This window comes from Streptomyces sp. NRRL F-5122 (assembly GCF_001507435.1).
GTDB classification, from domain to species: domain Bacteria; phylum Actinomycetota; class Actinomycetes; order Streptomycetales; family Streptomycetaceae; genus Streptomyces; species Streptomyces lannensis.
On record NZ_LMWH01000048.1, the window covers coordinates 163,619 to 186,163 of the forward strand.

The following is a 22,545-nucleotide window of genomic DNA, read 5'->3' on the forward strand; positions in this document are numbered from 1 at the left end:
GGGCCGATCGGAGCGCGTGCGCGCGCCGGGCGGCTCCTCGCGATGGCTGGTGGCTGTCGTGCCGTCCGGTTTCCGTCCGGACGGCGGCTCTCCGTGAAGGGAGGCGGGCAAGAGAGGGGATTCTAGGTGACGGGTGGATGTGGTGGCCAACGGATTTTTCGGCGTCTCGGGGATGACGACCCCCGTGCCCTAAGGGACGGCGTCCCTCCGGAGTACGACATGGGGGAGACCGGAGGGGTACGGGGCGGGCGGGAAGGTTACGTCCTTGGTCCGACGCCGTTCGGGGCACGCGGTTCCACCATGGAGACATGAGCGCAGCAAGCTTCACACCCGCCCGGCACGGCCCTCCGCCCGGCGCGACCGCCCTCGACGGGGACCACCGTCGCCATCGCCTCGGCAACGCCCTGCGTGCCGTCAAGGTCTTCGTGGGCGCCACGATCGACGTGGTGCTCCTCGGTGAGTACGGCGAGGAGTCCGGGGTCCGCAGCCGCCGCTGACGGGCGTCCCGCCGGGCGCCCGCCCGCATCCCACAGCCGGGCGGCACCGCCCGGGTGCGCGGGGCCGGGTCAGCCCTCCGACGGACCGTGACCGCGCGCACCCTTTGCGTGCCGTGCCCCGCCGGTGACTCAGCTCTCGGCCAGCAGCTCGTCGGCGTCCATGATCCGGTAGGCGTACCCCTGCTCCGCCAGGAAGCGCTGGCGGTGGGCGGCGAAGTCCTGGTCGATGGTGTCGCGGGCGACGACCGAGTAGAAGTGGGCCTGATGGCCGTCGGCCTTGGGGCGCAGCACCCGTCCCAGCCGCTGGGCCTCCTCCTGCCGGGAGCCGAACGTGCCCGAGACCTGGATGGCGACGGTCGCCTCCGGCAGATCGATGGAGAAGTTGGCCACCTTCGAGACGACGAGCACGCTGATCTCGCCCTCGCGGAAGGCGCCGAAGAGCTTCTCGCGCTGGGCGTTGGTGGTCTCGCCCTTGATGACGGGCGCGCCCAGGTGCTCACCCAGCTCGTCCAACTGGTCGATGTACTGCCCGATGACGAGGATCTGCTGCCCGGCGAAGCGCCGCACCAGGGCCTCGGTCACCTTCCGCTTGGTGTCGGTGGTCGCGCAGAACCGGTACTTCTCCTCCGTCTCGGCGGTGGCGTAGGCGAGCCGCTCCGCGTCGGTGAGGTTGACCCGCACCTCCACGCAGTCGGCGGGCGCGATGTACCCCTGGGCCTCGATCTCCTTCCACGGCGCGTCGAAACGCTTGGGGCCGATGAGGGAGAACACGTCCGATTCGCGGCCGTCCTCCCGCACCAGCGTCGCCGTCAGCCCGAGCCGCCGCCGTGCCTGCAGGTCCGCCGTGAACTTGAAGACGGGCGCGGGCAGCAGATGCACCTCGTCGTAGACGATGAGGCCCCAGTCGCGGGAGTCGAACAGCTCCAGGTGCGGATAGACGCCCTTCCGCTTGGTGGTGAGTACCTGGTAGGTGGCGATGGTGACCGGGCGGATCTCCTTGCGTGTGCCGGAGTACTCGCCGATCTCGTCCTCGGTGAGGGTGGTCCGCTTCACCAGCTCGTGCTTCCACTGCCGGGCGGAGACGGTGTTGGTGACCAGGATGAGGGTGGTGGACTTGGCCTCCGCCATCGAACCGGCGCCGACGAGCGTCTTGCCGGCGCCGCAGGGCAGCACGACGACACCGCTGCCGCCGTGCCAGAAGTTCTCCACGGCCTGCTTCTGGTAGGGCCGCAGGGCCCAGCCGTCCTCGCGCAGTTCGATCGGGTGCGCCTCGCCGTCCACGTAGCCCGCGAGGTCCTCGGCCGGCCAGCCCAGCTTGAGCAGCACCTGCTTGATCTGCCCGCGTTCGGAGGGATGGACGGCGACGGTGTCCGGGTCGATCCGCGCACCGACCAGCGGGGCGATCCGCTTGGACCGGAGCACCTCCTCGAGCACCGGCCGGTCGGTGCTCGTCAGGACCAGGCCGTGCGCGGGGTGCTTGCTGAGGGTCAGCCGCCCGTAGCGGTCCATGGTCTCGGCGATGTCGACGAGCAGCGCGTGCGGCACCGGATACCGGCTGTACTGCACGAGGGCGTCGACGACCTGCTCGGCGTCGTGCCCGGCGGCCCGCGCGTTCCACAGTCCGAGCGGGGTCACCCGGTAGGTGTGGATGTGCTCGGGAGCGCGCTCCAGTTCGGCGAACGGAGCGATGGCCCGACGGCAGTCGTCGGCCTGCTCGTGATCGACTTCGAGAAGCAGGGTCTTGTCGGACTGAACGATGAGCGGACCATTCACGCGCGGCACCCTTTCCATGTGGCCTGATCGTGCGGCCAAACGTCCAGTGTGCCTCATACGGGGGTGATCACAGCTGGTCGTCCGCCAGCTCGGCCACCCCGGTGACCCTGTGCAACGGATAGGTGCGCACTTCGTCGGCCGTGTGGTCGTAGGCCGTGACGAAGCCGCCCTCCACGCGGATGGGAGCGATGACCCGCTGGCTGGCGCTGCCCTCGGCGTTGACGTAGCCGATCCACAGGGACTCGCCGGTGAGGACGGCGGCCTGCATGGTGGCCAGGGTCTCGGCCGAGGTCGTGCGGGGCAGATCGCCGCCCGTGGCGGGGGCTCCCGTCGGCTTGCGCGGCGCCGTGGACGCCAGGTCGCCCGCGCGTACCGCGCGGAGGGCCGCCGTCAGCAGTGTGGTGTCGGGGGTCGGGGGGCCGTCCGGGACCGGCTCGGGCGGGGTACGGGGCGGGGTGCGGTGGGCATGGGCGCGGGTGATCAGGACGTCGCCCTCGGCGGACTCGGCCGCAGGGGCGAAGCCCATCGTGCGCAGGCCCTCCAGGAGCACCGCCGGATCGGACTGGGCGGCCAGGACCGTCGGGGCCAGCCTGCGCAGGCGCAGGCCGGCCGAGCGCCTGTCGGCGAGGATCTCGCTCAGCAGGGCGTCGTCGTCGCAGCGCAGATACGCGGAGGCGGCGCCGACCCGCAGGTGCCCGTGCCGGCGGGCCACGTCGTCGATCAGGTACGCGAGCGGCTGCGGGACCGGGGTGCGCGCGTGCGCGGCGAGAAAGGCGTGCAGATCGGAGGCCGTACGGCCCGCGTCGAGCGCGCGGCGCACGGAGGCCGGTGTGAAGCGGTAGACCGTCGCGCCGCCCTTGGACTCGACGTCCGCGAGCACGTTCAGCATGTCGGCGAGCGGTCGCTCCAGCGGGCCGGGCGCCACCGCCGTCAGGTCCGCCTGGAGCAGGACGTGGTCCAGGGGTTCGGGGAGCAGGGGCGCGAGCAGACGAGCGGCGCGGGCGGCGGCCGCCGTCTGTTCGGCGGCCGTGAGGGGCTCGTACGGGGCGGGGCGGTGGTGCTGCCGGTGGACGGGCAGCTTGTCGCCCGGACCGGTCGGCTCGGCGGGCGGGGTGTGGTCCGGGCGCTCACCGAGCAGGGCACGGCCGTGCCCGGACAGGGCGCCGCGGCCCGTGACGCCCAGCAGCTCCGCCTCGGACAGCGTCCACTGGGCGAGCCGGCTGCGCAGGTCGTCGGCCGCGGGCCGGTCGCCGCGCAACGGGCGCTCCCAGCGGAGCCGCGCGAGGACGGATTCCCGCGCGGCGGAGGCGCCCTCGGGGAGTCCGGCCAGCAGCGTCAGGACGCGGTGGCGGACCTCAGGGGCGGCCGAGCGGTCCAGGCCGGGGCCGAGCGCGGAGAGCGCACGGTCCTTCGCGTCCCGGCCGCCGACGAGGCCCGCGGTGCGGGTCGCGGTCAGCCAGGCCGTGGCCAGCCGGGTCCAGCGCCCGGCGGGGGGCAGCTCCGTCCACTCGTCGTACGCGGGGGTCGCCGCGTAGCGCTCGTCCGCCTCGCCGTCGGACGCCAACAGGCCCGCCGCATAGCAGAGTTCGACCCAGAAGGCGGCCACGGGCTCGGACACGTCGAGTGCCACGGCGGTCCGCTTCAGGTCCCGTACGCTCAGGCCCCCCGCGCGCAGTACCGAAGGGCCGCCCTCGTCCCAGTCCTTCAGGAGCTCCTCGACGGTCGCGAGCGCGGTGTAGGCCTGACCGGCCGCGGTCGCGTCCACCATGTGCGCGGAGTGGGTGGCGGCGGCCTCCACGACGGGCGGCAGCGGCTCCGTGTGGTGGTGCGCTCGGCCGGACCGCAGATGCAGGGCCGCTTCACGGGGCAGGACGACCGTGCCGGGGGCGGGGGGCCTGCCCTGTTCGAGTCCGGCCGACAGCCTGGGGGAGGGCAGCAGCAGGCCGCGGTCCAGCAACCAGCGCAGGCGCGGCGCGGGGTTGGGGGTGACCTGGCCGTAGGGCGGGCCCCACACCAGCCGGGACAGCACCTCGAGGGACTCGGCCGGAGCCTTCTCGAGGAGCGCGGCCATACGGGCGCGGTCGCCGAACAGCTCGGAGAGGGAGGTCATGGCGGACACGGCGTCGTGCGTGGCGGGCAGTCCGGCCGCGGTCAGGATCTCCTGGATCCGCCCCGGGGACATGCCGCCCGCGGCCTCGGCGACCGTGGGCCCGAGGCCGGTGGGCGAGGGGTGCTGCGGGGACGGGGCGAGCAGTTCCCGGGCCGTGCGGACGAGCCGCAGCCGGTCGTCCGCGCCCCAGACGAGGGCCTGGTCGCGCAGCGTGGTGAGGGCGCGGGGCAGGGCCTCGGCGACCAGGGGATCGGCCTGCGGTCCGTCGTCACCGGCCATCAGGCCGAGGAGTTCCTCGTACGTGGCGGGGTCGCCGGCGACGGCCAGGGCCTCCGCGGTCTGCAGGGCGAACCGGTCGAGGCGCTCGAGCGCACGGACGACGCTCGCCCGGGTGGCTGCCCGGGTGGCGAGCTGGGTGAGGTCGGTGGGGACCGGGGTGATGAGGTCCGGGCGGGCGCGGAGGAGGGCGGACAGGGAGACGTCGTCCCGCGCGCGCAGGGACTCGGCCAGTGAGCGCGGTGCGGCGGCGCCGCTTCCCGTGCCCGGCGATTCCTTGCGTGAGCGCTCCTCGGGGGTCATCCGGTCCACGGTAGCGGGTGTTGTCGCGGTGGGGCGGAGGTGCACACCGTTCAGCCCGGTCGGGACGCGACCGGGACGTCGCGGGGATCCCTCCGCCCGGGCGAAGCCGGGCGGAGGGCTCCAGGGCGGGGCCGGCCGGACCGATACAAGGTCCGGGGGCGGATCCCCCGGGGACGGTTCGCGGGGGATACGGTACGTCTCAAAGCGGCCCACCGCGGAGGGGATTCGTGGGGATCGAGAGCGACCAGCTGGTCTTCGACTATCTGAGCCGGGTCGGGGACCTGGCCCAGCAGCGTCAGCTGCCGTCGGTCGCACGTATGCGGCTCGTCTCCGAGCTGCGCAACGAGATCGACCGCCGGCGGGCGAAGTCCCCGGTGGACAGCCCGGCCGCGGTCCGCCGCATCCTCGACCGCCTCGGTACACCCGACGAGGTGGTCGCCGCCGCGTCGGGGGGCCCCGCGGACGCCGGCTCCGAGAGCCGTCCGGCCGCCGTCCCCGTGCAGCGGGCGAGCGACTTCGAGGAGCGCCCCAAGGGTCTGCGGCGGGTGGTGCCACGCCCCCGCCCCGCCGAGCCCCGTCCCGAGGACTCCTCCGGCAATGCCGCGTCCCCGCCCCACCTGGCCGGCGCGCACGAACTCGGTGACAGCGCCACCCGGCCCGACTGGTGGCGGGTGGAGGGCGGGGCCGGCGCCGGGTTCGGGCTCGGCGACAGCGTGCCCGGGTTCGTCGGCGGCGTGGAGATCCCCGAGCTGCTGAAACCGCCGCCGGGCACCCCGCCGAAGCCGGAGGCCCCGAAGGACCCCGGGCCCGTGGCGGAGGCCGCTCCCGCCGCCGAGGAGGCGACGGTCGCCCCGCCCCGCCGGCTGTTCCGGCCGACCGGGCGACGCAATCCTCTGCTGCTTCTGGCCGCCGTGCTCCTGATCGCAGGTGCCGTGCTCGGCAACTGGATCGCCCTCGGCCTCGGCTGGCTCATCGCCTGGGCGTCCCGCAGGCTGAGCCCCGCCGAGTCCAAGTGGGCGGTCATGGGCATGCCCGGCCTGGCGGCGGTCGCCGGCATCGTCTGGCTGTGGGGCCGCACGAGCGGCCGCTGGGGCGAACCCGTCGCTGCGGGCCATATGAACGACGCGGTCGCCCAGACCTGGCCCTGGGTGGCCAGGGGTGCGGCCGTCGCCTCCGCCCTGTACCTGTTCTGGCGGGCGCAGCGAGCCCGGTGAGCGAACCGGCGGTGCCGCGCGGCCCAGGGTGGCCCCCTGTCTCCCGGCCGACGCCGCCTGGGACAATCGCCCATATGACCTCTCGCGCCCTGACCGTCGGCTTCGACCTCGACATGACGCTGATCGACTCCCGGCCCGGTATCCGCGCCTGTTACCAGGCGCTCTCCGCGCGCACCGGGACGTACATCGACGCCGATCTGGCCATCACCCGGCTCGGTCCGCCGCTGGAGGACGAACTGGTCAACTGGTTCCCCGCGGAACGCATCGCCGCCACCGCCGACCTCTACCGCGGGATGTACCCCGATGTCGCGATCGCCGCGACGCCCGCCATGGCCGGGGCCCGCTCGGCGATCGAGGCCGTGCGGGCGGCCGGCGGGCGCGCGATCGTGGTGACCGCCAAGTACGAGCCCAACGCCAAGCTGCACCTGGAGCACCTGGGCATCGAGCCCGACGCGGTCATCGGCGACCTGTGGGCGGAGGGCAAGTCTCAGGCGCTGATCGAACACGGCGCCGCCGTCTACGTCGGCGACCACATCGGGGACGTCCGGGGTGCCCGCGGCGCCGACGCGTTCTCCGTCGCCGTGGCGACCGGCCCCTGCACCGCCGACGAACTGCGGGCGGCGGGCGCCGACGTGGTCCTCACCGATCTCACCGAGTTCCCCGCCTGGCTGAGCTCCTACTCCGGTGCGGGCGACGGTCTGCCGAGGTAGGTCCTAGGACCGGATCTCGCGCGCCCGCCTACGGCCCGCCGCGATCGACCGGAACACTCCCGCCCCGGCCATCAGGAAGCCCACGGCCATGAGCATGCTCATGCCGAACATGTACGTCGGGAAAGGTTTCGTCCCGAGCAGCAGCGGGGCGACGGTGACCAGTGTGGCCACAGCGCCGACGAAGAAGACGATGGCACCGGCACGGATCAGCCCGTCCCCGGCAGCGGCGGAATTCGCTTGGGTTTTGTCACGCACCGGACCAGGGTAGTTCCCAGCGCGAGGAACAACTCGGCGACGTCTTGTCACCGGCCCCCGGACCATTAGCCTTGGTCCCGGCGGGTCCACACGGCCCGCTGTAGTGCTATCCAGAGCAGTTTCCCGAAACACTTTGCAGACGCAGTTTCCGACGAGTACGAGGACGAGGACAGACGTGCCTACCGGCAAGGTCAAGTGGTTCAACAGCGAGAAGGGCTTCGGCTTTCTCTCCCGCGACGACGGCGGCGACGTCTTCGTCCATTCCTCGGTACTTCCCGCCGGAGTCGATTCCCTGAAGCCGGGACAGCGCGTGGAGTTCGGTGTCGTCGCGGGCCAGCGCGGCGACCAGGCGCTGTCGGTCAGCCTCCTGGAGCCGGCTCCGTCGGTCGCCGCCGCGCAGCGCAAGAAGCCGGACGAACTGGCCTCCATCGTCCAGGACCTGACGACCCTCCTGGAGAACATCACACCGATGCTCGAGAAGGGTCGCTACCCCGAGAAGGCCTCCGGAAAGAAGATCGCGGGTCTGCTGCGCGCGGTCGCCGACCAACTGGACGTCTGACCCCGGTCAGGGGAAGACGAGCGCGTCCGGGCCGAGGGGCGGTACGAGCCCCTCGGCCGCCGCACGTGTGAGCAGTCCGCGGACCGCCGCGTAACCGTCCTCGCCCAGGTCGGCCGTGAACTCGTTGACGTACAGGCCGATGTGCTGGTCCGCCACCGCGGGGTCCATCTCCTGCGCGTGTTCCATGACATACGCGCGCGACGCCTCGGGGTCGTCCCAGGCCGTGCGCACGGACGTACGGGCGGAGTCGGCGAGCAGCTTCAGCGTGTCCGCACCCAGCGAGCGCTTGGCGATGATCGCGCCCAGCGGGATGGGCAGGCCGGTGGTGTCCTCCCAGTGCTCGCCCATGTCGGCGAGCTTGTGCAGCCCGTAGTTCTGGAACGTGAACCGCGCCTCGTGGATGACGAGTCCCGCGTCGACCTTGCCGTCCCGCACCGCCGGCATGATCTCGTGGAACGGCATGACCACGATCTCTCCGACCCCGCCGGGCACGGTGTCCGCGGCCCAGAGCCGGAAGAGCAGATACGCCGTCGACTTCTCGCTCGGCACGGCGACCGTCCGTCCGGTGAGGTCGGTTCCCGTCTCGCGGGTCAGCACCAGCGGGCCGCAGCCGCGCCCCAGCGCGCCCCCGCACGGCAGCAGGGCGTACTCGTCGAGGACGTACGGCAGGACGGCGTACGACACCTTCAGGACGTCGAACTCGCCGCGCTCGGCCATGCCGTTGGTGATGTCGATGTCGGCGAAGGTGACGTCCAGACCGGGGGCACCCGGTACCCGGCCGTGCGCCCAGGCGTCGAAGACGAAGGTGTCGTTGGGGCAGGGCGAGTAGGCGATCCGGACGGGCTCATGGGTTGCGGTCATGCTGATTCCAACTCTCCAATACGGGCGCGAGCTTCCCGAAACCCTCGGTGAGGGCCGTGAGGGCGTCGCCGATGCGCCAGGCGGCGCGGTCGCGCGGGCCGACGGGATTGGAGACGGCGCGGATCTCCACGACGGGCGTGCCGTGCGCGGCGGCCGCCTCGGCGACGCCGAACCCCTCCATCGCCTCGGCGAGCGCATGCGGGTGACGGGCGCGCAGCTCCGTGGCGCGCGCGGCGCTCCCGGTCACGGTCGAGACCGTGAGCACGCCACCCGTGAGCGCACCGGTGGCGGCGGCGAGGTCTCGTACGAGTGATTCCGGTGGCCGGTGACCCGAGGTGCCGAAGCCGAGCTCGGTGACGGGCAGGAATCCGTCCGGGGTCTCGGCGCCGAGATCGGCGGCGACGATGTCGTCGGCGACGACGAGCGAGCCGACGGGCGCGTGTGGCGCGAAACCGCCTGCGACACCCGCGCAGACCACGAGGTCGTAGGGGGCGCCCCGCAGGGCGGCGGCGGTGAGCGCGGAGGCGGTGCAGGAGGCGGCGAGCGCGGGACCCACACCGGCCGCGACGAGGTCCAGGGTGCCGGTGCGGTGCAGGGTCACCCCGGGGAGCGGGACCTCCACGGCCGGTCCGGCGAACGCACCGGCCACCGCGTCCCGTTCGGCCGGGACCGCGGTGGCGATCAGAACGTGTGCGCGGGACGTGATCAGGAGGCCTTCTCGAGCTTGAAGGACCACAGACCCGTCACCTTGCTCTCGCCCTCCTTGATGGAGACGAGGGTGGAGTTGCCGCTCGCGCCGTACTGCGCGTTGAAGAACACGCTGCCCGGGATCGTGCGGTAGGTCTTCTTGCTGGACTCGGTCAGCGGCTGACCGTTCATCAGGATCGTCCAGCCCTGGTCCGCGATGCTCGGGTCGACACCGAAGCGGACCGTGTCGTCGGTGTCGACCTTGATCGACTTGATGTCCTTGGACTTCTGGTCGAGGCACGGCGCCGCCTGCGCGGTGGTGATCTCCTTGCCGTCGTTGTAGCAGTCGGTCTCGGTGCTCACCGAGTCCGTACCGACCGTGACGGTGGCCAGCGGCGTCGGCTTGCTACAGGCGGACAGCAGGAGGAGTCCGGCGGAGACGGCGCCGAGGGCGGCTACGGCGCGGCGGGAACGCAGTGCGGTCATGGCCGAAGGCTATCGGGCACGTCCGGCCCACTCCCCACGTGGGGTGTGCGACGTGCCGCGCACTCGTGCGATCAGGTGCCGCACGCCCCGCCGGTCAGGCCACCCGCGGTTTCGCGGCGCCGCCGCGGCGGGCCGAGGCGAGCAGGCCCCTGACGGTCGCCAGCCAGCCCAGGGCGACGATCACGGCGCCCACCACGAGCCCGAGCACCCCGTTCAGCGGCAGCGCGATGCCGATCGCCCCGCCCAGCACCCAGGCGACCTGCAGCAGGGTCTCGGAGCGCGCGAACGCGGAGGTGCGGACCAGCTCCGGCACGTCCCGCTGGATCAGCGCGTCCAGCGACAGTTTGGCCAGTGCCTGGGCGAACCCGGCGACGGCCGCGAGGGACGCGACCAGGAACGCGCCGAAGAAGATCGCCGCGGTGATCGCCGCGCCCAGCGCCATCGCGACGACCGTCACGATGATCACTTCGGGAGCGCGGGATTTCAGCCAGGCGCCGACGGCCGTGCCCAGTGCGTTCCCCGCGCCCGCCGCGACGCCGACGATGCCCAGGGACACCGCCGCGCTCTCACCCGCGAGTGGGTGCTCGCGCAGCAGGAAGGCCAGGAAGAAGATCAGGAACCCGGACAGGCAGCGCAGGGCGGCATTGGCCCCCAGGGCGTGGGTGACGGCGGGGCCGACCGTGCGCAGCCCCGGACGGCGCCCGGTGCTGCTGCGATGCGGGCCGCGCAGATGCTCGGCGTCGGCGGCGAGCAGCGCGACGTCCTCGCCCTTGGCGGAGTCGACCTTCGGCGGCAGCGAGAACGACAGGAACGTGCCGGCGATGAAGATCACAAAGGCGCCGTACAGCGGCCAGCCCGGACCTATGGTCTGCAGCCCGGCGCCGATCGGCGCCGCCACGCCGGTGGCGAGGAGGCCGCTGAGGGTGACCCGGGAGTTGGCCTTCACCAGGGAGAAACGGGGCGGCAGCAGCCGGGGCACCACCGCGCTGCGGACGACTCCGTAGGCCTTGGACGCGACGAGCACGCCGAGCGCGGCCGGATACAACTCGATTCCGCCGGCCGCGACCGCCCCCGAGATGATCAGCGCGAGCAGGGCGCGGGCGAGCATCGCGGCCGCCATCGCAGCCCTGCGCCCGTGCGGGAGCCGGTCCAGGAGCGGGCCGATCACCGGGGCCAGGAGCGTGAACGGGGCCATGGTGATGGCGAGGTAGAGCGCGACGCGTCCCCGGGCCTCGTCGGTCGGCACGGAGAAGAAGACGGTGGAGGCCAGGGCGACGGTGATCATCACGTCGCCCGCGCCGTTCACGGCATGCAGCTCGATCAGCTTGCCGAGCCCGGACTCGCCCGCGCCGTGCGCATGGGTGGCCTTGCGGATGCCGCGGGCGGCGCCGGTCACGGGCAGGTGGAGGGCACGGCCGACCGCGCGGACGGACCCGCCGAACCGGCCCGAACCGCCACTTCGCTCACGTCCCTTGACCCCGTTGACCCCGGCGGTTCCCTGGGACGACCTCGCGGCTGCCACCCCGTCATAGTGCCCCGAGAACGGCGGGGGTAGTGCGGTTACCGCGCGTATGTGACCGAGTGGCGTCCCGCGGGGGTGCGGGCGGCCCGGGGGAGGACCGGGTGGGGCGGCGCGCGCGGGCCTGACGGTCCGGGACACGGAACAGGCTCGCTGTGTTCGGGGGCCGGAAGCCGCCGCTGCGGGGCCTTCGGCCGGTGTGCGGAGTGCCGCGCTCCGGGAATGCCCAGCGACTCGGTGTGGGCGCAGCGGCCGGGAGAAGGTAGCGTGCGTAGCGCGCCGTGGCGATCGTTCTCGGCCGCGCGCCTCTCATCCATCCCGCAGAATGGGTGGTGTAGGTGTGCCCGAGCGCGATCGGGCGCGGACGTCGACGCGGCCCGCTGGTCCGCTCCGTCCGCACCCGCAGCCGAGGATGGGCGCACCCGTGAGACGGCGTAGGAGAGAAGCGATACCCGTGAGCGCAGCGACAACGCGAAGCCGCACCCCCGACCGCCTGTGCGCCGAGGCGGTCGACCTCGCCCGCGCCGCCGCCGAGGAGACGGCCGCGCCCGGCGTGGTCGGCGAGCATGTCGGGACGGTGTCCGAGGGCGACCGTGTTGTCACGCACTTCTTCGAGTGCAAGGAGCTCGGGTACCGGGGCTGGCGCTGGGCGGTGACGGTGGCCCGGGCCTCGCGCGCCAAGGTGGTCACACTCGACGAGACCGTCCTGCTGCCCGGCCCCGACGCGCTGCTCGCCCCGGAGTGGGTGCCGTGGAGCGAGCGGCTGCGCCCGGGTGACCTCGGCCCCGGCGATCTGCTGCCGACGGATGCCGAGGACCTGCGCCTGGAGCCCGGGTTCTGCGGCGAGGAGGAGCCGCCGCCCAACGCCGCGGTGTCCGGGGAGATGGCGGAGCTGGTCGAGGCGGAGGACGCGGAGGTCACCGGCGGAGCCCCGGCGAACCTGCCGATCGCGCCGACGCGTGGATCGATCGCGGCCGTGGCGGAGGAACTGGGCATGGGCCGGGCCCGGGTGCTGTCCCGCTACGGACTGCACACGGCGGCCGATCGCTGGGAGGACGCCTTCGGGCCGAAGACCCCCATGGCCCAGGCGGCGCCCGCGACCTGCGTCAGCTGCGCCTTCCTGGTGCCGGTGGGCGGTTCGCTCGGGCAGGCCTTCGGCGTGTGCGCCAACGAGTTCTCCCCGGCGGACGGCCGCATGGTCTCCCTGTCCTACGGCTGCGGAGCGCACTCGGAGGCGGCGGTCATGCCCAAGACGCCGCGGCCCGCCCCTCCGGTGGTCGACGAGACCAGGGTGGAGCCGTTCCCGCTGCGGCCGTCCCCCGACTCGGGCTCTGTGCCGGCGGTGTCGGACGAGTCCGCGGCGGAGCTGGGTCACTCCTGACGCGGTGCCCCGGGAGGGTCCGGGGCGGCGGCCACCTCGGCCGACGGCGGCATTCCGCGGTCCGCGGCACCCACGGCGCACGGTACCTTCGTCCCGCACGCGCTGAGAGGGAGAGTGAACCGTGAGCAAGTTCGTGCAGCCGGCGGCCGAGGGCGCGGACCCCTTTGGGACGGCGCGCCTGCGGCGCGGTGTGCTGGACGCCTGGGCCACCAGCCCCGCCCGGTTCCGGGAGGACGCCAACGCCGAGGAGGACCTGGTACTCGGCGGCTACCGCGACCGTCTGGTCGTCGAGCTCGCGCAGAACGCCGCCGACGCGGCGGCGCGGGCCGGTGTCCCGGGCCGGTTCCGCCTCACCCTCCGCGACGGGGTGCTCGTCGCGGCCAATACCGGCGCGCCCCTGGACGCCGCCGGTGCCGAGTCGCTGTCCACGCTGCGGGCCTCCGCCAAGCGCGACGGTGACGAGTCCACCGTCGGCCGCTTCGGCGTCGGCTTCGCGGCCGTCCTCGCCGTCAGCGACGAGCCCGCGGTCGTCGGCCGGCACGGCGGTGTCCGCTGGTCCCTGGCCGAGGCCCGGGCACTGGCCGAGGAGGCCGCCGGGCAGAGCCTGCGCCTCGGCGACGAGATCCGCCGCCGTGACGGCCATGTGCCGCTGCTCAGGCTGCCGTTCGCCGCCGAGGGCACGGCTCCCGACCCCTACGACACCGTCGTCATCCTGCCGCTGCGCGACGCGGCCGCCGCCGACCTCGCCGAACGCCTCCTCCAGGGCGTCGACGACGCGCTCCTGCTCGCCCTGCCCGGACTCGAGGAGGTCGTCGTCGAGATCGACGGCGCCGGGCCGCGCACCCTGCGTCGGCGCATCGACGGAGCCGACACGGTCGTCGAGGACTCCCGCGGGGGCGCCACCCGCTGGCGCACCGTCTCCCGGCAAGGCCCCCTCACCGCGGACCTCCTCGCCGACCGCCCGGTCGAGGAGCGGCTGCGCCCCCACTGGTCGGTCACCTGGGCCGTCCCGGTGAACGCCGACGGCACCCCCGCCGAGCCACGCACCGCACCGGTGGTGCACGCGCCCACCCCCAGCGACGAGGCGCTCGGCGTGCCCGCCCTGCTCATCGCCTCGTTCCCGCTGGACACCACCCGGCGCCATGCCGCGGCCGGTGCGCTGACCGCGTACCTGGTGGAGCGCGCGGCCGACGCGTACGCCGAACTTCTCGCCGCCTGGCGCCCGGTGACGCCCGGAGTCATCGACCTGATCCCAGGTCCGCTGGGCAAGGGGGAGCTGGACGGCGCGCTGCGCCAGGCCGTCCTCGAGCGGCTGCCGCGCACCGCGTTCCTGCCGCCCGCCAACGACGGGGGCGACGACTCCGAACTGCCCGAGGCGCTGCGTCCGCGGGACGCCGAGATCGTGGAGGGTGCCGGTGCGGCCACCGTCCGGGTGCTCGCCGAGGTCCTGCCGAGTCTGTTGCCTGCGGGTCTGGAACGCCGCGTCGAACTGCGCACGTTGGGTGTGGCCCGGGTGCCGCTGACGGAGGCCGTCGACCGGCTCGCGGGGCTCGAGAAGGAGCCCGACTGGTGGTGGCGGCTGTACGACAGCCTGGCCGGAGTCGACCCTGACCGGCTCTCCGGGCTGCCCGTCCCGCTGGCCGACGGACGCACCACCATCGGGCCCCGGCAGATCCTGCTGCCCGGCGGGGACGGGCCGCCGGTGGCCCCCGACGTACTCGCCCGGCTCGGTCTGAAGGTCGCCCACCCGGACGCGGCCCACCCCCTTCTGGAGAAGCTGGGCTCCCTTCCGGCGACCCCGCGCGCCGTGCTCACCACCCCGCAGGTCAGGGCCGCCGTCGCCGCCTCCCTCGACGACGAGGGCTCGGGCTGGGACCAGGAGGGCCTGGAGGCCGAGGAACTGGCCGACAGCGTGCTCGCCCTGGTCCGCGAAGCCGGGCTCGAACCCGGTGACGAACCCTGGCTCGGCGCTCTGGCGCTGCCCGACGAGGACGGCGAGCTCGCTCCCGCCGGTGAACTCGTGCTGCCCGGAAGCCCGTTCGCCGAAGTCATGGGCGCGGGCGAACTCGCTTTCGTGGACGCCGAAATGACCGAACGCTGGGGCGAACAGCCGCTGGCAGCCTGCGGGGTGCTCGCGAACTTCACCCTGGTCCGGGCCACCGACGTGGTGCTTGACCCGGACGAACTGGAGCCCCGCGACTCGGAGTTCGCCGAGCCCGACGACGTCGGGCTGCTCGACGCCGTCGACGTCTGGTGCGAGGACGTCCTCGACCGGCTGCCCGACACACCGGTACCCCCGGTCGCGACCGAGGTCGTCGCCGTGCGCGATCTCGACCTCGTCGACGACGACCGCTGGCCGCAGGCCCTGGCCCTGCTCTCGCAGCCCCCGCTGCGGGACGCGCTCACCCAGCCCGTGCGGATCCTGCTGCCGGACGGCACCCACGAGATCGTGCGGCCGTACACCGCCTGGTGGCTGCGCGGTCACCCGGTGCTCGGCGGGCGGCGCCCCGCGGGTCTGCGGGCCGCGGGCGGCGACCCGTTGCTGCGCGGCCTGTACGACGAGGCCGACGCGACCGGCTTCGAGGACGAGCAGGTGCTGCGCGCACTCGGCGTACGGACCTCCGTGTCCGCCCTGCTCGACGAACCCGGCGGTGCCGCGGAGCTGCTCGACCGGCTCGCCGACCCCGACCGGCATGTCTCGGCAGCCCAACTGCACGCCCTGTACGGCGCCTTGGCAGGCCTGGACCCGGAGCAGGTGACCCTGCCGGACGACCTGCGCGCGGTCGTCGACGGCCGGGTGACCGTCGTGGACGCCGCCGAGGCGGTGGTGGTCGACTCGCCGGATCTGCTGCCGTTCACCGAGGGCGTCCCGCTGCTGCCCGTGCGCCCGGAGCGGGCCGCCGATCTCGCCGAGCTGTTCCAGGTGGGGCGGCTGAGCCAGTCGGTGACGGGCGAGGTCACCTCGGAGGGCGTCGAGCACGACGTGCCGGAGTCCGTACGGGTGCTGCTCGGGTCCGCGACCCCCGCCTCGTACGTCGAGCACGAGGAACTCGTCGTCGACGGGGTGGAGATCGACTGGCGGCTGACCTCGGACGGTGCGCTCCACGCCGCCACCCTCGAGGGGGTCGCCGCGGGACTCGCCTGGGCCGCGGGGCAGTGGCCGCGCCGCTTCGAGGTCGCCGCCCTGCTGGAGGACCCCTCCCGCACCGAGGAGCTGGCGCGGGACCGCTGGTTCGACTGAGCCGTCCGGCCGCCCGGCCCCGGCGCCGCCCGTATGTGACCGGGGCATCGGGGCGGACGGCCCGGTGCGCGGGCGGGCGCTGCGGTAAAGGAGAGAAAAAGGAATCCCGCCTCGTACAACCATGCGTTTCGCCCGTTGATCTCCTCCGGCGAGTCAACAGACTCCCCAGTCACTTGGGCCCCAGGGGCGGCGCATCGCACCCCTGGGCCCCTTTCTCCTCGTGGAGAACGCAATGCGTATTCGTGCCACCGTGGCCGCCCTCACCGGCGCCCTGGCCCTCTCCGCCCTCGCCGTGCCGGCCGCCCACGCCGCCGGCACCGCGGGCCCTGCCGTCACCTTCTCGAACGTCAAGGTGAACCAGAGCAAGAACATCGCCGTCGGCGCCACCGGCAAGGTCTCCGTCGCCGCCACCTACACCGTGACGCACTCCGCGAGCCTCGACCCGAGCACCTTCGCGTCGGGCCCGGTCATCTACCGCGGCACCAAGATCACCGCGCCCAGCGCCCTCCTGGGCGGTGACAACCCGGGTACGTGCACCGCCGCGTCCTCGACCGTCCTCAACTGCAAGGCCACCGTCGACATCCGCCCCGCCGACGGCGACCTGCTCAACTCCGACGCCGGTACCTGGACGGTCGGCGCCGTCGCGGTCGACAAGGACTACCACGCGACGTGGCAGGGCGACTTCGGGCACCTCAAGGTGCTGCGCGGCGGCAAGCTCACCGTGGACGCCTCACCGGAGCCGGTGGCGAAGGGCAGGACCATCACGGTGACGGGCAAGCTGACCCGCGCCGACTGGCAGACCGGCAAGTACACGGGCTACGCGGGCCAGTCCGTCCAGCTCCAGTTCCGCAAGAAGAGCTCCACCACCTACACGACGGTGAAGACCATCAAGACGTCCTCGACGGGCAGCCTGAAGACCACGGTCAAGGCGTCGGCGGACGGGTACTTCCGCTACACCTTCGCGGGCTCCGCGACCGTCGCGGGCGTCAGCGCCGCCGGTGACTTCGTCGACGTGAAGTGATCCGACACAAGCGCCTGCCGGTCCCCGCGCCCACCAGGGCGCGTGGACCGTTGCGTCGACTGTCCGGCCACGGAACGAGGGATCAGGAGTCGTACAACCATTCGTTCCGGTTGCAGATCCGCTGACCCGAGCCAAGAGGCTCAGCACACCCGGCCCCGCATGAAGCCAATCCGCGGAGGCCCCTTTCTCCACTTGGGGAGCGCATTGCGCACACGTGCCATCGTGGCCGCCGTCTCCGGCGCCCTGGCTCTCGCCGTCCTCGTCGCGCCGGCCGCCCGGGCCGCCGACTCCGGCTCCTCCCACCGCGCGGCCCTCGGAGCGGTCCTGCAGGCCTCAGGGCACGGCAGGACGGCGTTCACCGCCGGCACCCGCACCGCGGGCGCGCCGTACGAGCTGAACGTCACCTTCTCCAACTTCAAGATCGGCAAGGCGTACAAGGTGGGCCCCACCAGCCACGTCTCCATCCCGGTCTCGTACACCCTGACCCATGGCGCCGACGTCGACGTCACCGCGCCGGACTTCGAGACGGACCCGTACCTCTACAAGGGTTCCTTCGACGACTGGAGCAACCTCGTCCTCGGCGACGCCGCGGCCACCTGCTCCGCGACCTCGTCGACCGTCGCGGCCTGCAAGGGCAGGATCGACATCTACGCGGCCTACGGAGATCTGGAGAACGCCGACGCGGGCTCCTGGACCGCCGCCGCCGAGGCCATCGACTGGAACGGCCAGCTGGACGTGACCGATCCGGACATCTCCAAGATCGGCATCGCCGACCGGGGCGGCCTCGCGAAGACGCTGATCCAGCGCACCTCCACGCTGACGGTCAACGCCTCGCCGGAGCCGGTGAAGAAGGGCAGGACCATCACGGTGACGGGCAAGCTGTCCCGCGCCAACTGGGAGACCAACAAGTACGGGAACTACACCGGCCAGTCGGTGAAGCTGCAGTTCCGCAAGAAGGGCAGCAGCACCTACACCACGGTCAAGACCATCAGGACGAGCAGCACGGGCAACCTGAGGACCACGGTCAAGGCCTCAGTCGACGGCTACTACCGCTACGCCTTCGCGGGCAACACGACGACCCCCGCGGTCAACGCCGCGGGTGACTTCGTCGACGTCAGGTAACCGGCCCGGCGACTTCGGACGCGGTGGCCCGCTGCCATCGCGTCACGCCGGAAAGCGGCGGTCGACCCACTTCCAGAGGAACTCCAGGACGACCGCCGCCACCGCCGCGATGCCGACCGCGAGCCAGGGGATCGCGATCCCGACCAGCTTCAGCGCGAAGAAGTGCTGCAGCGACGGCACGAAGAGGACGAACAGGAACGCCAGGCCCATCGCGGCCACCAGGAGCACCCGCCACCAGGTGTAGGGGCGGGCGACGATCGCCAGGACCCACATGGAGATCAGGAACAGGGTGAGGGTGGCCGCGCTGGTCTCCGCGTCCAGCGCACCCGGGCCCGTGTAGTGATGGCGGGCGACCATGTAGGTGACGAAGGTCGCGATCGCGGCCACGGCCCCGCCCGGGATCGAGTACCGCATCACCCGTCGTACGAAATGGGGCCTGGCCCGCTCCTTGTTGGGGGCCAGGGCCAGGAAGAAGGCCGGGATGCCGATCGTCAGGGTCGACAGCAGCGTCAGATGCCGGGGCAGGAACGGGTACTCCACCTGCCAGCACACCACCAGCACGGCGAGCAGCACCGAGTACACGGTCTTCACCAGGAACAGCGTGGCGACCCGGGTGATGTTCCCGATCACCCGCCGGCCTTCGCCGACCACCGAGGGCAGCGTCGCGAAGCTGTTGTCGAGCAGCACGATCTGAGCGACGGCCCGTGTCGCCTCCGAGCCCGAACCCATCGAGACACCGATGTCCGCGTCCTTGAGCGCGAGTACGTCGTTCACCCCGTCGCCGGTCATCGCCACCGTGTGCCCGCGCGACTGCAGCGCCCCCACCATGTCCCGCTTCTGCTGCGGGGTGACCCTTCCGAACACGGTGCCCTTGTCCAGTGACTTCGCCATCTCGTCCTGGTTCGTGGGCAGCCGCCGCGCGTCCACCGTCTCGCCCGCGATACCGAGCTTTCCGGCCACCGCGCCCACGGACACCGCGTTGTCGCCGGAGATCACCTTGGCGTGGACGTTCTGGTCGGCGAAGTAGCGCAGGGTGTCGGCGGCGTCGGAGCGCAGCCGTTGCTCGAGGACGACCAGGGCGGTGGGCCGGACACCGGACGTGACCCGCGGGTCGTCCAGGTCCCGGGCGGCGTGGGCCAGCAGCAGCACCCGCAGCCCCTGTTCGTTGAGCCGCTCGGTCTCGGCCAGGGCCGGGTCGTCGGGGTCCAGCAGGACGTCCGGGGCGCCCAGGAGCCATGTACTGGACTCTCCGTCGCCCTCACTGAAGGAGGCGCCGCTGTACTTGCGGGCGGAGGAGAAGGGGAGCGCCTCGATGCAGCGCCAGTCCTCGCTGTCCGGGTAGGCATCGATGATCGCCTGGAGGGAGGCGTTGGGGCGCGGGTCCGACTCGCCGAGTGCGCCGAGCACCTTGCGTACGTAGGTCTCGTCGGCGCCCTGGAGCGGCCGCAGTTCGGTGACGTCCATGCCGCCCTCGGTGAGGGTGCCCGTCTTGTCCAGGCAGACGGTGTCGACGCGGGCGAGCCCTTCGATGGCGGGCAGCTCCTGGACGAGGACCTGCCTGCGCCCGAGCCGGATCACCCCGATGGCGAAGGCGACGGAGGTCAGCAGCACGAGCCCTTCGGGGACCATGGGCACGATGCCGCCGACCGTGCGGGCTATGGAGTCCTTGAAGCCGTGCTGCTTGACGACCGACTGGCTGATGACCAGGCCGATCGCGGTCGGGACCATCATCCACGTCACGTACTTGAGGATCGTGGAGATGCCGCTGCGCAGTTCGGAGTGGACCAGGGTGAAGCGGGAGGCCTCCTCGGCGAGCTGGGCGGCGTAGGCCTCACGCCCCACCTTGGTGGCCTTGAAGGCGCCGGCCCCCGCGACGACGAAGCTGCCGGACATGACGGGATCGCCGGGCCGTTTGACGACCGGGTCGGCCTCACCGGTCAGCAGTGACTCGTCGATCTCCAGACCGTCGGCCTCGACGCAGGAGCCGTCGACCACGATCTTGTCGCCGGGGCCCACTTCGATTACGTCGTCCAGCACGATCTCGGAGGTGGCGACCTCGGCGGCCACTCCGTCCCGGCGCACCGTAGGCCTCGCCTCGCCGATCACCGCGAGCGAGTCCAGGGTCTTCTTGGCGCGCCACTCCTGGATGATGCCGATGCCCGTGTTGGCGATGATCACGTACCCGAAGAGGCTGTCCTGGAAGGGCGCCACGAACAGCATGACCAGCCAGAGCACGCCGATGATCGCGTTGAAGCGGGTGAAGACGTTCGCGCGGACGATCTCGCCCAGGGTGCGACTGCTGCGGACGGGGACGTTGTTGACGTCCCCACGGGCGACCCGCTCGGCCACCTCGGTGGCGGACAGCCCCCGCGTCTGCCCCGGCACGGGGACGGGGTGCACGGGATCGAGCTCGGCGCCCGCGTCGATGTGCGTCATGCATTCGACGGTACGTGTGGATTTGCGCGTTCACCCGCCGAGCAGCCCAAAGATCCGACCGGGGGAGGACGGCTCTCGTGCGGTGGGTGTAGGGGGAATCTCGGGGCTATTGCGGGGCCGCGGCCCGTTTGATGGCCGCGTCGCGCCTGCGGACGTACCAGATCCCGATGCAGCCGAGGCCCGCGCCGGCCAGACAGGTCCACAGCCACCAGGTGTGCCCGTGGTCGGCGAACCAGCCGTAGAACGGGAGCTGGGCCAGGAAGAGGACGAACCAGAGGATCGTGCCGCCGGTGATGGTGGCGACCACGGGGCCCTCCAGGGGCTCCGGCGCCTCGTGTCTGGGGGTCCACTTCGCCATGCCCACAGCTTACGAGGAGCCCGGCCGGCGGCGGCGGACACCCCGGGAACTGCGGGGACCCCTTGCGCACCAACGGTCTACGCGCGGAGATAGCGATCTACGCCTTATATGTTCATACTGAAACGGTTCGAGTCTGGCTGCTTCTGTTCGTATGAACCACCAAAGGAAGCGTTGAGGAAGTCCCTTGGTGATCAGGCGACAGCCCGACTCGATCGTTTTTGTCACCGGTTCGCCCGCAGCATTGAGGTCCCGTATGCCCACCTCGGCTCCCGCCAAGGTCCCCGCCCCGCAGCAGCCGGGCACCACGCCCCCGTCCGGCGCCATCGACCGCTACTTCAAGGTCTCCGAGCGGGGCAGCACGCTCCCGCGCGAGATCCGCGGCGGTTTCGCCACGTTCTTCGCGATGGCCTACATCATCGTGCTGAACCCGATCATCCTCGGCAGCGCCAAGGACATGTACGGGCACCACCTCGACCACGGTCAGCTGGTCACCGCGACCGCCGTCACGGCCGCCTTCACCACGCTGCTCATGGGGGTCATCGGCAATGTGCCGATCGCGCTCGCCGCCGGCCTCGGTGTGAACACGGTCGTCGCGCTCCAGCTCGCTCCGCGCATGTCGTGGCCGGACGCGATGGGCATGGTCGTCCTCGCCGGATTCGTGGTGATGCTGCTGGTGGCCACCGGTCTGCGCGAGCGTGTGATGAACGCGGTGCCGCTCGGCCTGCGCAAGGGCATCGCGATCGGTATCGGCCTGTTCATCATGCTGATCGGTCTCGTCGACTCCGGCTTCGTCACCCGCATCCCGGACGTCGCCCAGACGACGGTCCCCCTCCAGCTCGGCGGCGACGGCCATCTGAACGGCTGGCCCGTCCTGGTCTTCATCGTCGGCACGCTGCTCACCTTCGCGCTGATCGTGCGCAAGGTGCCGGGCGCGATCCTGATCTCGATCGTGGCGATGACGGTCCTCGCGCTCGTCCTCAACGCGGTCACGAAGATCTCGACCTGGGGCCTGACGGTCCCGGAGTGGCCCGGCAACCCCGTCGCCACCCCCGACTTCGGCCTGATCGGCAAGGTCAGCCTGTTCGGCGGCTTCGGCAAGGTCGGCGTGCTGACCGGAATCCTGTTCGTCTTCACGGTCCTGCTGTCGTGCTTCTTCGACGCGATGGGCACGATCATGGGCATCGGTGACGAGGCCAAGCTGACCGACGCCGAGGGCAACATGCCCGGCATCAACAAGGTCCTCTTCGTCGACGGCATCGCGGTCGCGGCGGGCGGTGCCAGCTCCTCATCGGCCACCACCTGCTTCGTGGAGTCCACGGCGGGCGTCGGCGAGGGCGCGCGCACGGGCTTGGCGAACGTGGTCACGGGCGCGCTGTTCGCCGTGGCCCTCTTCCTCACGCCGGTCGCCACGATGGTCCCGTCCCAGGCGGCCACCCCGGCGCTGGTCGCGGTCGGCTTCCTGATCCTGTCCAACTCCGTCAAGGAGATCGACTGGGCCGACCACACGATCGCCGTCCCGGCCTTCGTGACGATGCTGATGATGCCGTTCACCTACTCGATCACCAACGGCATCGGCATGGGCTTCATCACCTTCGTGGTGCTGCGCCTGGCCGCAGGCCGCGGTCGTGAGGTCCCGGTCCCGATGTACGCGGTGGCGGCGGTCTTCGGCTTCTACTACCTGATGCCGGCGCTGGGTCTGACCTGAGCCGCCGGGGCGAGGCCCGGCGGCTCGGACG

The 22,545-nt window shown here is 72.3% G+C and carries 18 protein-coding genes; 9 read left to right on the plus strand and 9 right to left on the minus strand.

All coding sequences use genetic code 11. The features are described 5' to 3' along the window. Nucleotides 1–308 precede the first annotated feature (308 nt). Nucleotides 309–497 carry a hypothetical protein gene (locus ADL25_RS08530; RefSeq protein WP_059127037.1) on the plus strand — a complete coding sequence of 63 codons (189 nt, stop codon included), beginning with the start codon at nt 309–311 and terminating at the stop codon, nt 495–497. 129 nt (nt 498–626) lie between these two features. Here ADL25_RS08530 and ADL25_RS08535 read toward each other — a convergent pair whose 3' ends face one another. Beyond that, nucleotides 627–2,270: a DNA repair helicase XPB gene (locus tag ADL25_RS08535; RefSeq protein WP_059127038.1), complete on the minus strand. Its 1,644-nt coding sequence runs from the start codon at nt 2,268–2,270 to the stop codon at nt 627–629. 67 nt (nt 2,271–2,337) lie between these two features. Beyond that, on the minus strand, nt 2,338–4,959 hold the full coding sequence (locus tag ADL25_RS08540; protein WP_059127039.1) for a helicase-associated domain-containing protein: 2,622 nt from the start codon (nt 4,957–4,959) through the stop codon (nt 2,338–2,340). A 227-nt stretch (nt 4,960–5,186) separates the two neighbouring features. Between ADL25_RS08540 and ADL25_RS08545 the strand changes: the two genes are divergently transcribed. Together ADL25_RS08545 and ADL25_RS08550 are read left to right on the plus strand one after the other, a co-directional pair. Beyond that, the gene (locus ADL25_RS08545; protein WP_059127040.1) at nt 5,187–6,173 is read left to right on the plus strand and encodes a hypothetical protein; all 987 of its coding nucleotides are present in this window, start codon (nt 5,187–5,189) and stop codon (nt 6,171–6,173) included. Between the two features lie 74 nt (nt 6,174–6,247). Beyond that, nucleotides 6,248–6,883, plus strand: coding sequence for an HAD family hydrolase (locus ADL25_RS08550; RefSeq protein WP_059127041.1), 636 nt, complete (start codon nt 6,248–6,250; stop codon nt 6,881–6,883). 3 nt (nt 6,884–6,886) lie between these two features. Here ADL25_RS08550 and ADL25_RS08555 read toward each other — a convergent pair whose 3' ends face one another. Beyond that, nucleotides 6,887–7,138: a hypothetical protein gene (locus ADL25_RS08555; RefSeq protein ID WP_059127042.1), complete on the minus strand. Its 252-nt coding sequence runs from the start codon at nt 7,136–7,138 to the stop codon at nt 6,887–6,889. 175 nt (nt 7,139–7,313) lie between these two features. On the opposite strand from ADL25_RS08555, the gene ADL25_RS51815 reads away from it, so the two are divergent. After that, entirely contained in the window at nt 7,314–7,697 is a 384-nt protein-coding gene (locus ADL25_RS51815; protein WP_059127043.1) for a cold-shock protein, read from the plus strand. A 6-nt stretch (nt 7,698–7,703) separates the two neighbouring features. On the opposite strand, the gene ADL25_RS08565 is transcribed toward ADL25_RS51815, so the two are convergent. The 4 genes from ADL25_RS08565 to ADL25_RS08580 all read right to left on the minus strand — a co-directional run bounded on the left by ADL25_RS08565 (nt 7,704) and on the right by ADL25_RS08580 (nt 11,253). Further along, the gene (locus ADL25_RS08565) at nt 7,704–8,558 is read right to left on the minus strand and encodes a 1,4-dihydroxy-6-naphthoate synthase (RefSeq protein WP_059127044.1); all 855 of its coding nucleotides are present in this window, start codon (nt 8,556–8,558) and stop codon (nt 7,704–7,706) included. Continuing rightward, nucleotides 8,542–9,294, minus strand: coding sequence for a futalosine hydrolase (locus ADL25_RS08570; protein ID WP_079050247.1), 753 nt, complete (start codon nt 9,292–9,294; stop codon nt 8,542–8,544). The genes ADL25_RS08565 and ADL25_RS08570 overlap by 17 nt, the downstream gene beginning before the upstream one ends. Continuing rightward, nucleotides 9,264–9,731 (minus strand): hypothetical protein, encoded by a 468-nt coding sequence (locus ADL25_RS08575; RefSeq protein ID WP_059127045.1) that lies wholly within the window; start codon nt 9,729–9,731, stop codon nt 9,264–9,266. The genes ADL25_RS08570 and ADL25_RS08575 overlap by 31 nt, the downstream gene beginning before the upstream one ends. Nucleotides 9,732–9,825: 94 nt before the next feature. Next, on the minus strand, nt 9,826–11,253 hold the full coding sequence (locus ADL25_RS08580; RefSeq protein WP_059127046.1) for an MFS transporter: 1,428 nt from the start codon (nt 11,251–11,253) through the stop codon (nt 9,826–9,828). 451 nt (nt 11,254–11,704) lie between these two features. Here ADL25_RS08580 and ADL25_RS08585 point away from each other — a divergent pair, with 451 nt between their 5' ends. The 4 genes from ADL25_RS08585 to ADL25_RS08600 all read left to right on the plus strand — a co-directional run bounded on the left by ADL25_RS08585 (nt 11,705) and on the right by ADL25_RS08600 (nt 18,015). Beyond that, nucleotides 11,705–12,631 carry a DUF3027 domain-containing protein gene (locus tag ADL25_RS08585; protein WP_059127047.1) on the plus strand — a complete coding sequence of 309 codons (927 nt, stop codon included), beginning with the start codon at nt 11,705–11,707 and terminating at the stop codon, nt 12,629–12,631. Nucleotides 12,632–12,752: 121 nt separating this feature from the next. After that, complete coding sequence (locus tag ADL25_RS08590) at nt 12,753–15,872, plus strand: sacsin N-terminal ATP-binding-like domain-containing protein (RefSeq protein ID WP_059127048.1); 3,120 nt, start codon at nt 12,753–12,755, stop codon at nt 15,870–15,872. 232 nt (nt 15,873–16,104) lie between these two features. After that, a complete protein-coding gene (locus ADL25_RS08595) occupies nt 16,105–16,893 on the plus strand; it encodes a hypothetical protein (protein ID WP_059127049.1) in 789 nt (262 codons plus the stop codon). A gap of 204 nt (nt 16,894–17,097) precedes the next feature. Beyond that, nucleotides 17,098–18,015 (plus strand): hypothetical protein, encoded by a 918-nt coding sequence (locus ADL25_RS08600; protein WP_059127050.1) that lies wholly within the window; start codon nt 17,098–17,100, stop codon nt 18,013–18,015. 42 nt (nt 18,016–18,057) lie between these two features. On the opposite strand, the gene ADL25_RS08605 is transcribed toward ADL25_RS08600, so the two are convergent. Continuing rightward, on the minus strand, nt 18,058–20,451 hold the full coding sequence (locus tag ADL25_RS08605) for an HAD-IC family P-type ATPase (protein ID WP_059127051.1): 2,394 nt from the start codon (nt 20,449–20,451) through the stop codon (nt 18,058–18,060). 106 nt (nt 20,452–20,557) lie between these two features. Further along, the gene (locus ADL25_RS08610; protein WP_059127052.1) at nt 20,558–20,809 is read right to left on the minus strand and encodes a DUF2530 domain-containing protein; all 252 of its coding nucleotides are present in this window, start codon (nt 20,807–20,809) and stop codon (nt 20,558–20,560) included. Nucleotides 20,810–21,062: 253 nt separating this feature from the next. On the opposite strand from ADL25_RS08610, the gene ADL25_RS08615 reads away from it, so the two are divergent. Beyond that, a complete protein-coding gene (locus tag ADL25_RS08615) occupies nt 21,063–22,514 on the plus strand; it encodes an NCS2 family permease (RefSeq protein ID WP_059127053.1) in 1,452 nt (483 codons plus the stop codon). Nucleotides 22,515–22,545 lie beyond the last annotated feature (31 nt).

What these genes read in the sequence shown, in the direction of transcription:
- ADL25_RS08530 (WP_059127037.1), top strand. Translation starts at nt 309, where the DNA reads ATGAGCGCAGCAAGCTTCACACCCGCCCGGCACGGCCCTCCGCCCGGC.
- ADL25_RS08540 (WP_059127039.1), bottom strand. Translation starts at nt 4,959, where the DNA reads ATGACCCCCGAGGAGCGCTCACGCAAGGAATCGCCGGGCACGGGAAGC.
- ADL25_RS08550 (WP_059127041.1), top strand. Translation starts at nt 6,248, where the DNA reads ATGACCTCTCGCGCCCTGACCGTCGGCTTCGACCTCGACATGACGCTG.
- ADL25_RS08565 (WP_059127044.1), bottom strand. Translation starts at nt 8,558, where the DNA reads ATGACCGCAACCCATGAGCCCGTCCGGATCGCCTACTCGCCCTGCCCC.
- ADL25_RS08575 (WP_059127045.1), bottom strand. Translation starts at nt 9,731, where the DNA reads ATGACCGCACTGCGTTCCCGCCGCGCCGTAGCCGCCCTCGGCGCCGTC.
- ADL25_RS08595 (WP_059127049.1), top strand. Translation starts at nt 16,105, where the DNA reads ATGCGTATTCGTGCCACCGTGGCCGCCCTCACCGGCGCCCTGGCCCTC.
- ADL25_RS08605 (WP_059127051.1), bottom strand. Translation starts at nt 20,451, where the DNA reads ATGACGCACATCGACGCGGGCGCCGAGCTCGATCCCGTGCACCCCGTC.
- ADL25_RS08610 (WP_059127052.1), bottom strand. Translation starts at nt 20,809, where the DNA reads ATGGCGAAGTGGACCCCCAGACACGAGGCGCCGGAGCCCCTGGAGGGC.
- ADL25_RS08615 (WP_059127053.1), top strand. Translation starts at nt 21,063, where the DNA reads ATGCCCACCTCGGCTCCCGCCAAGGTCCCCGCCCCGCAGCAGCCGGGC.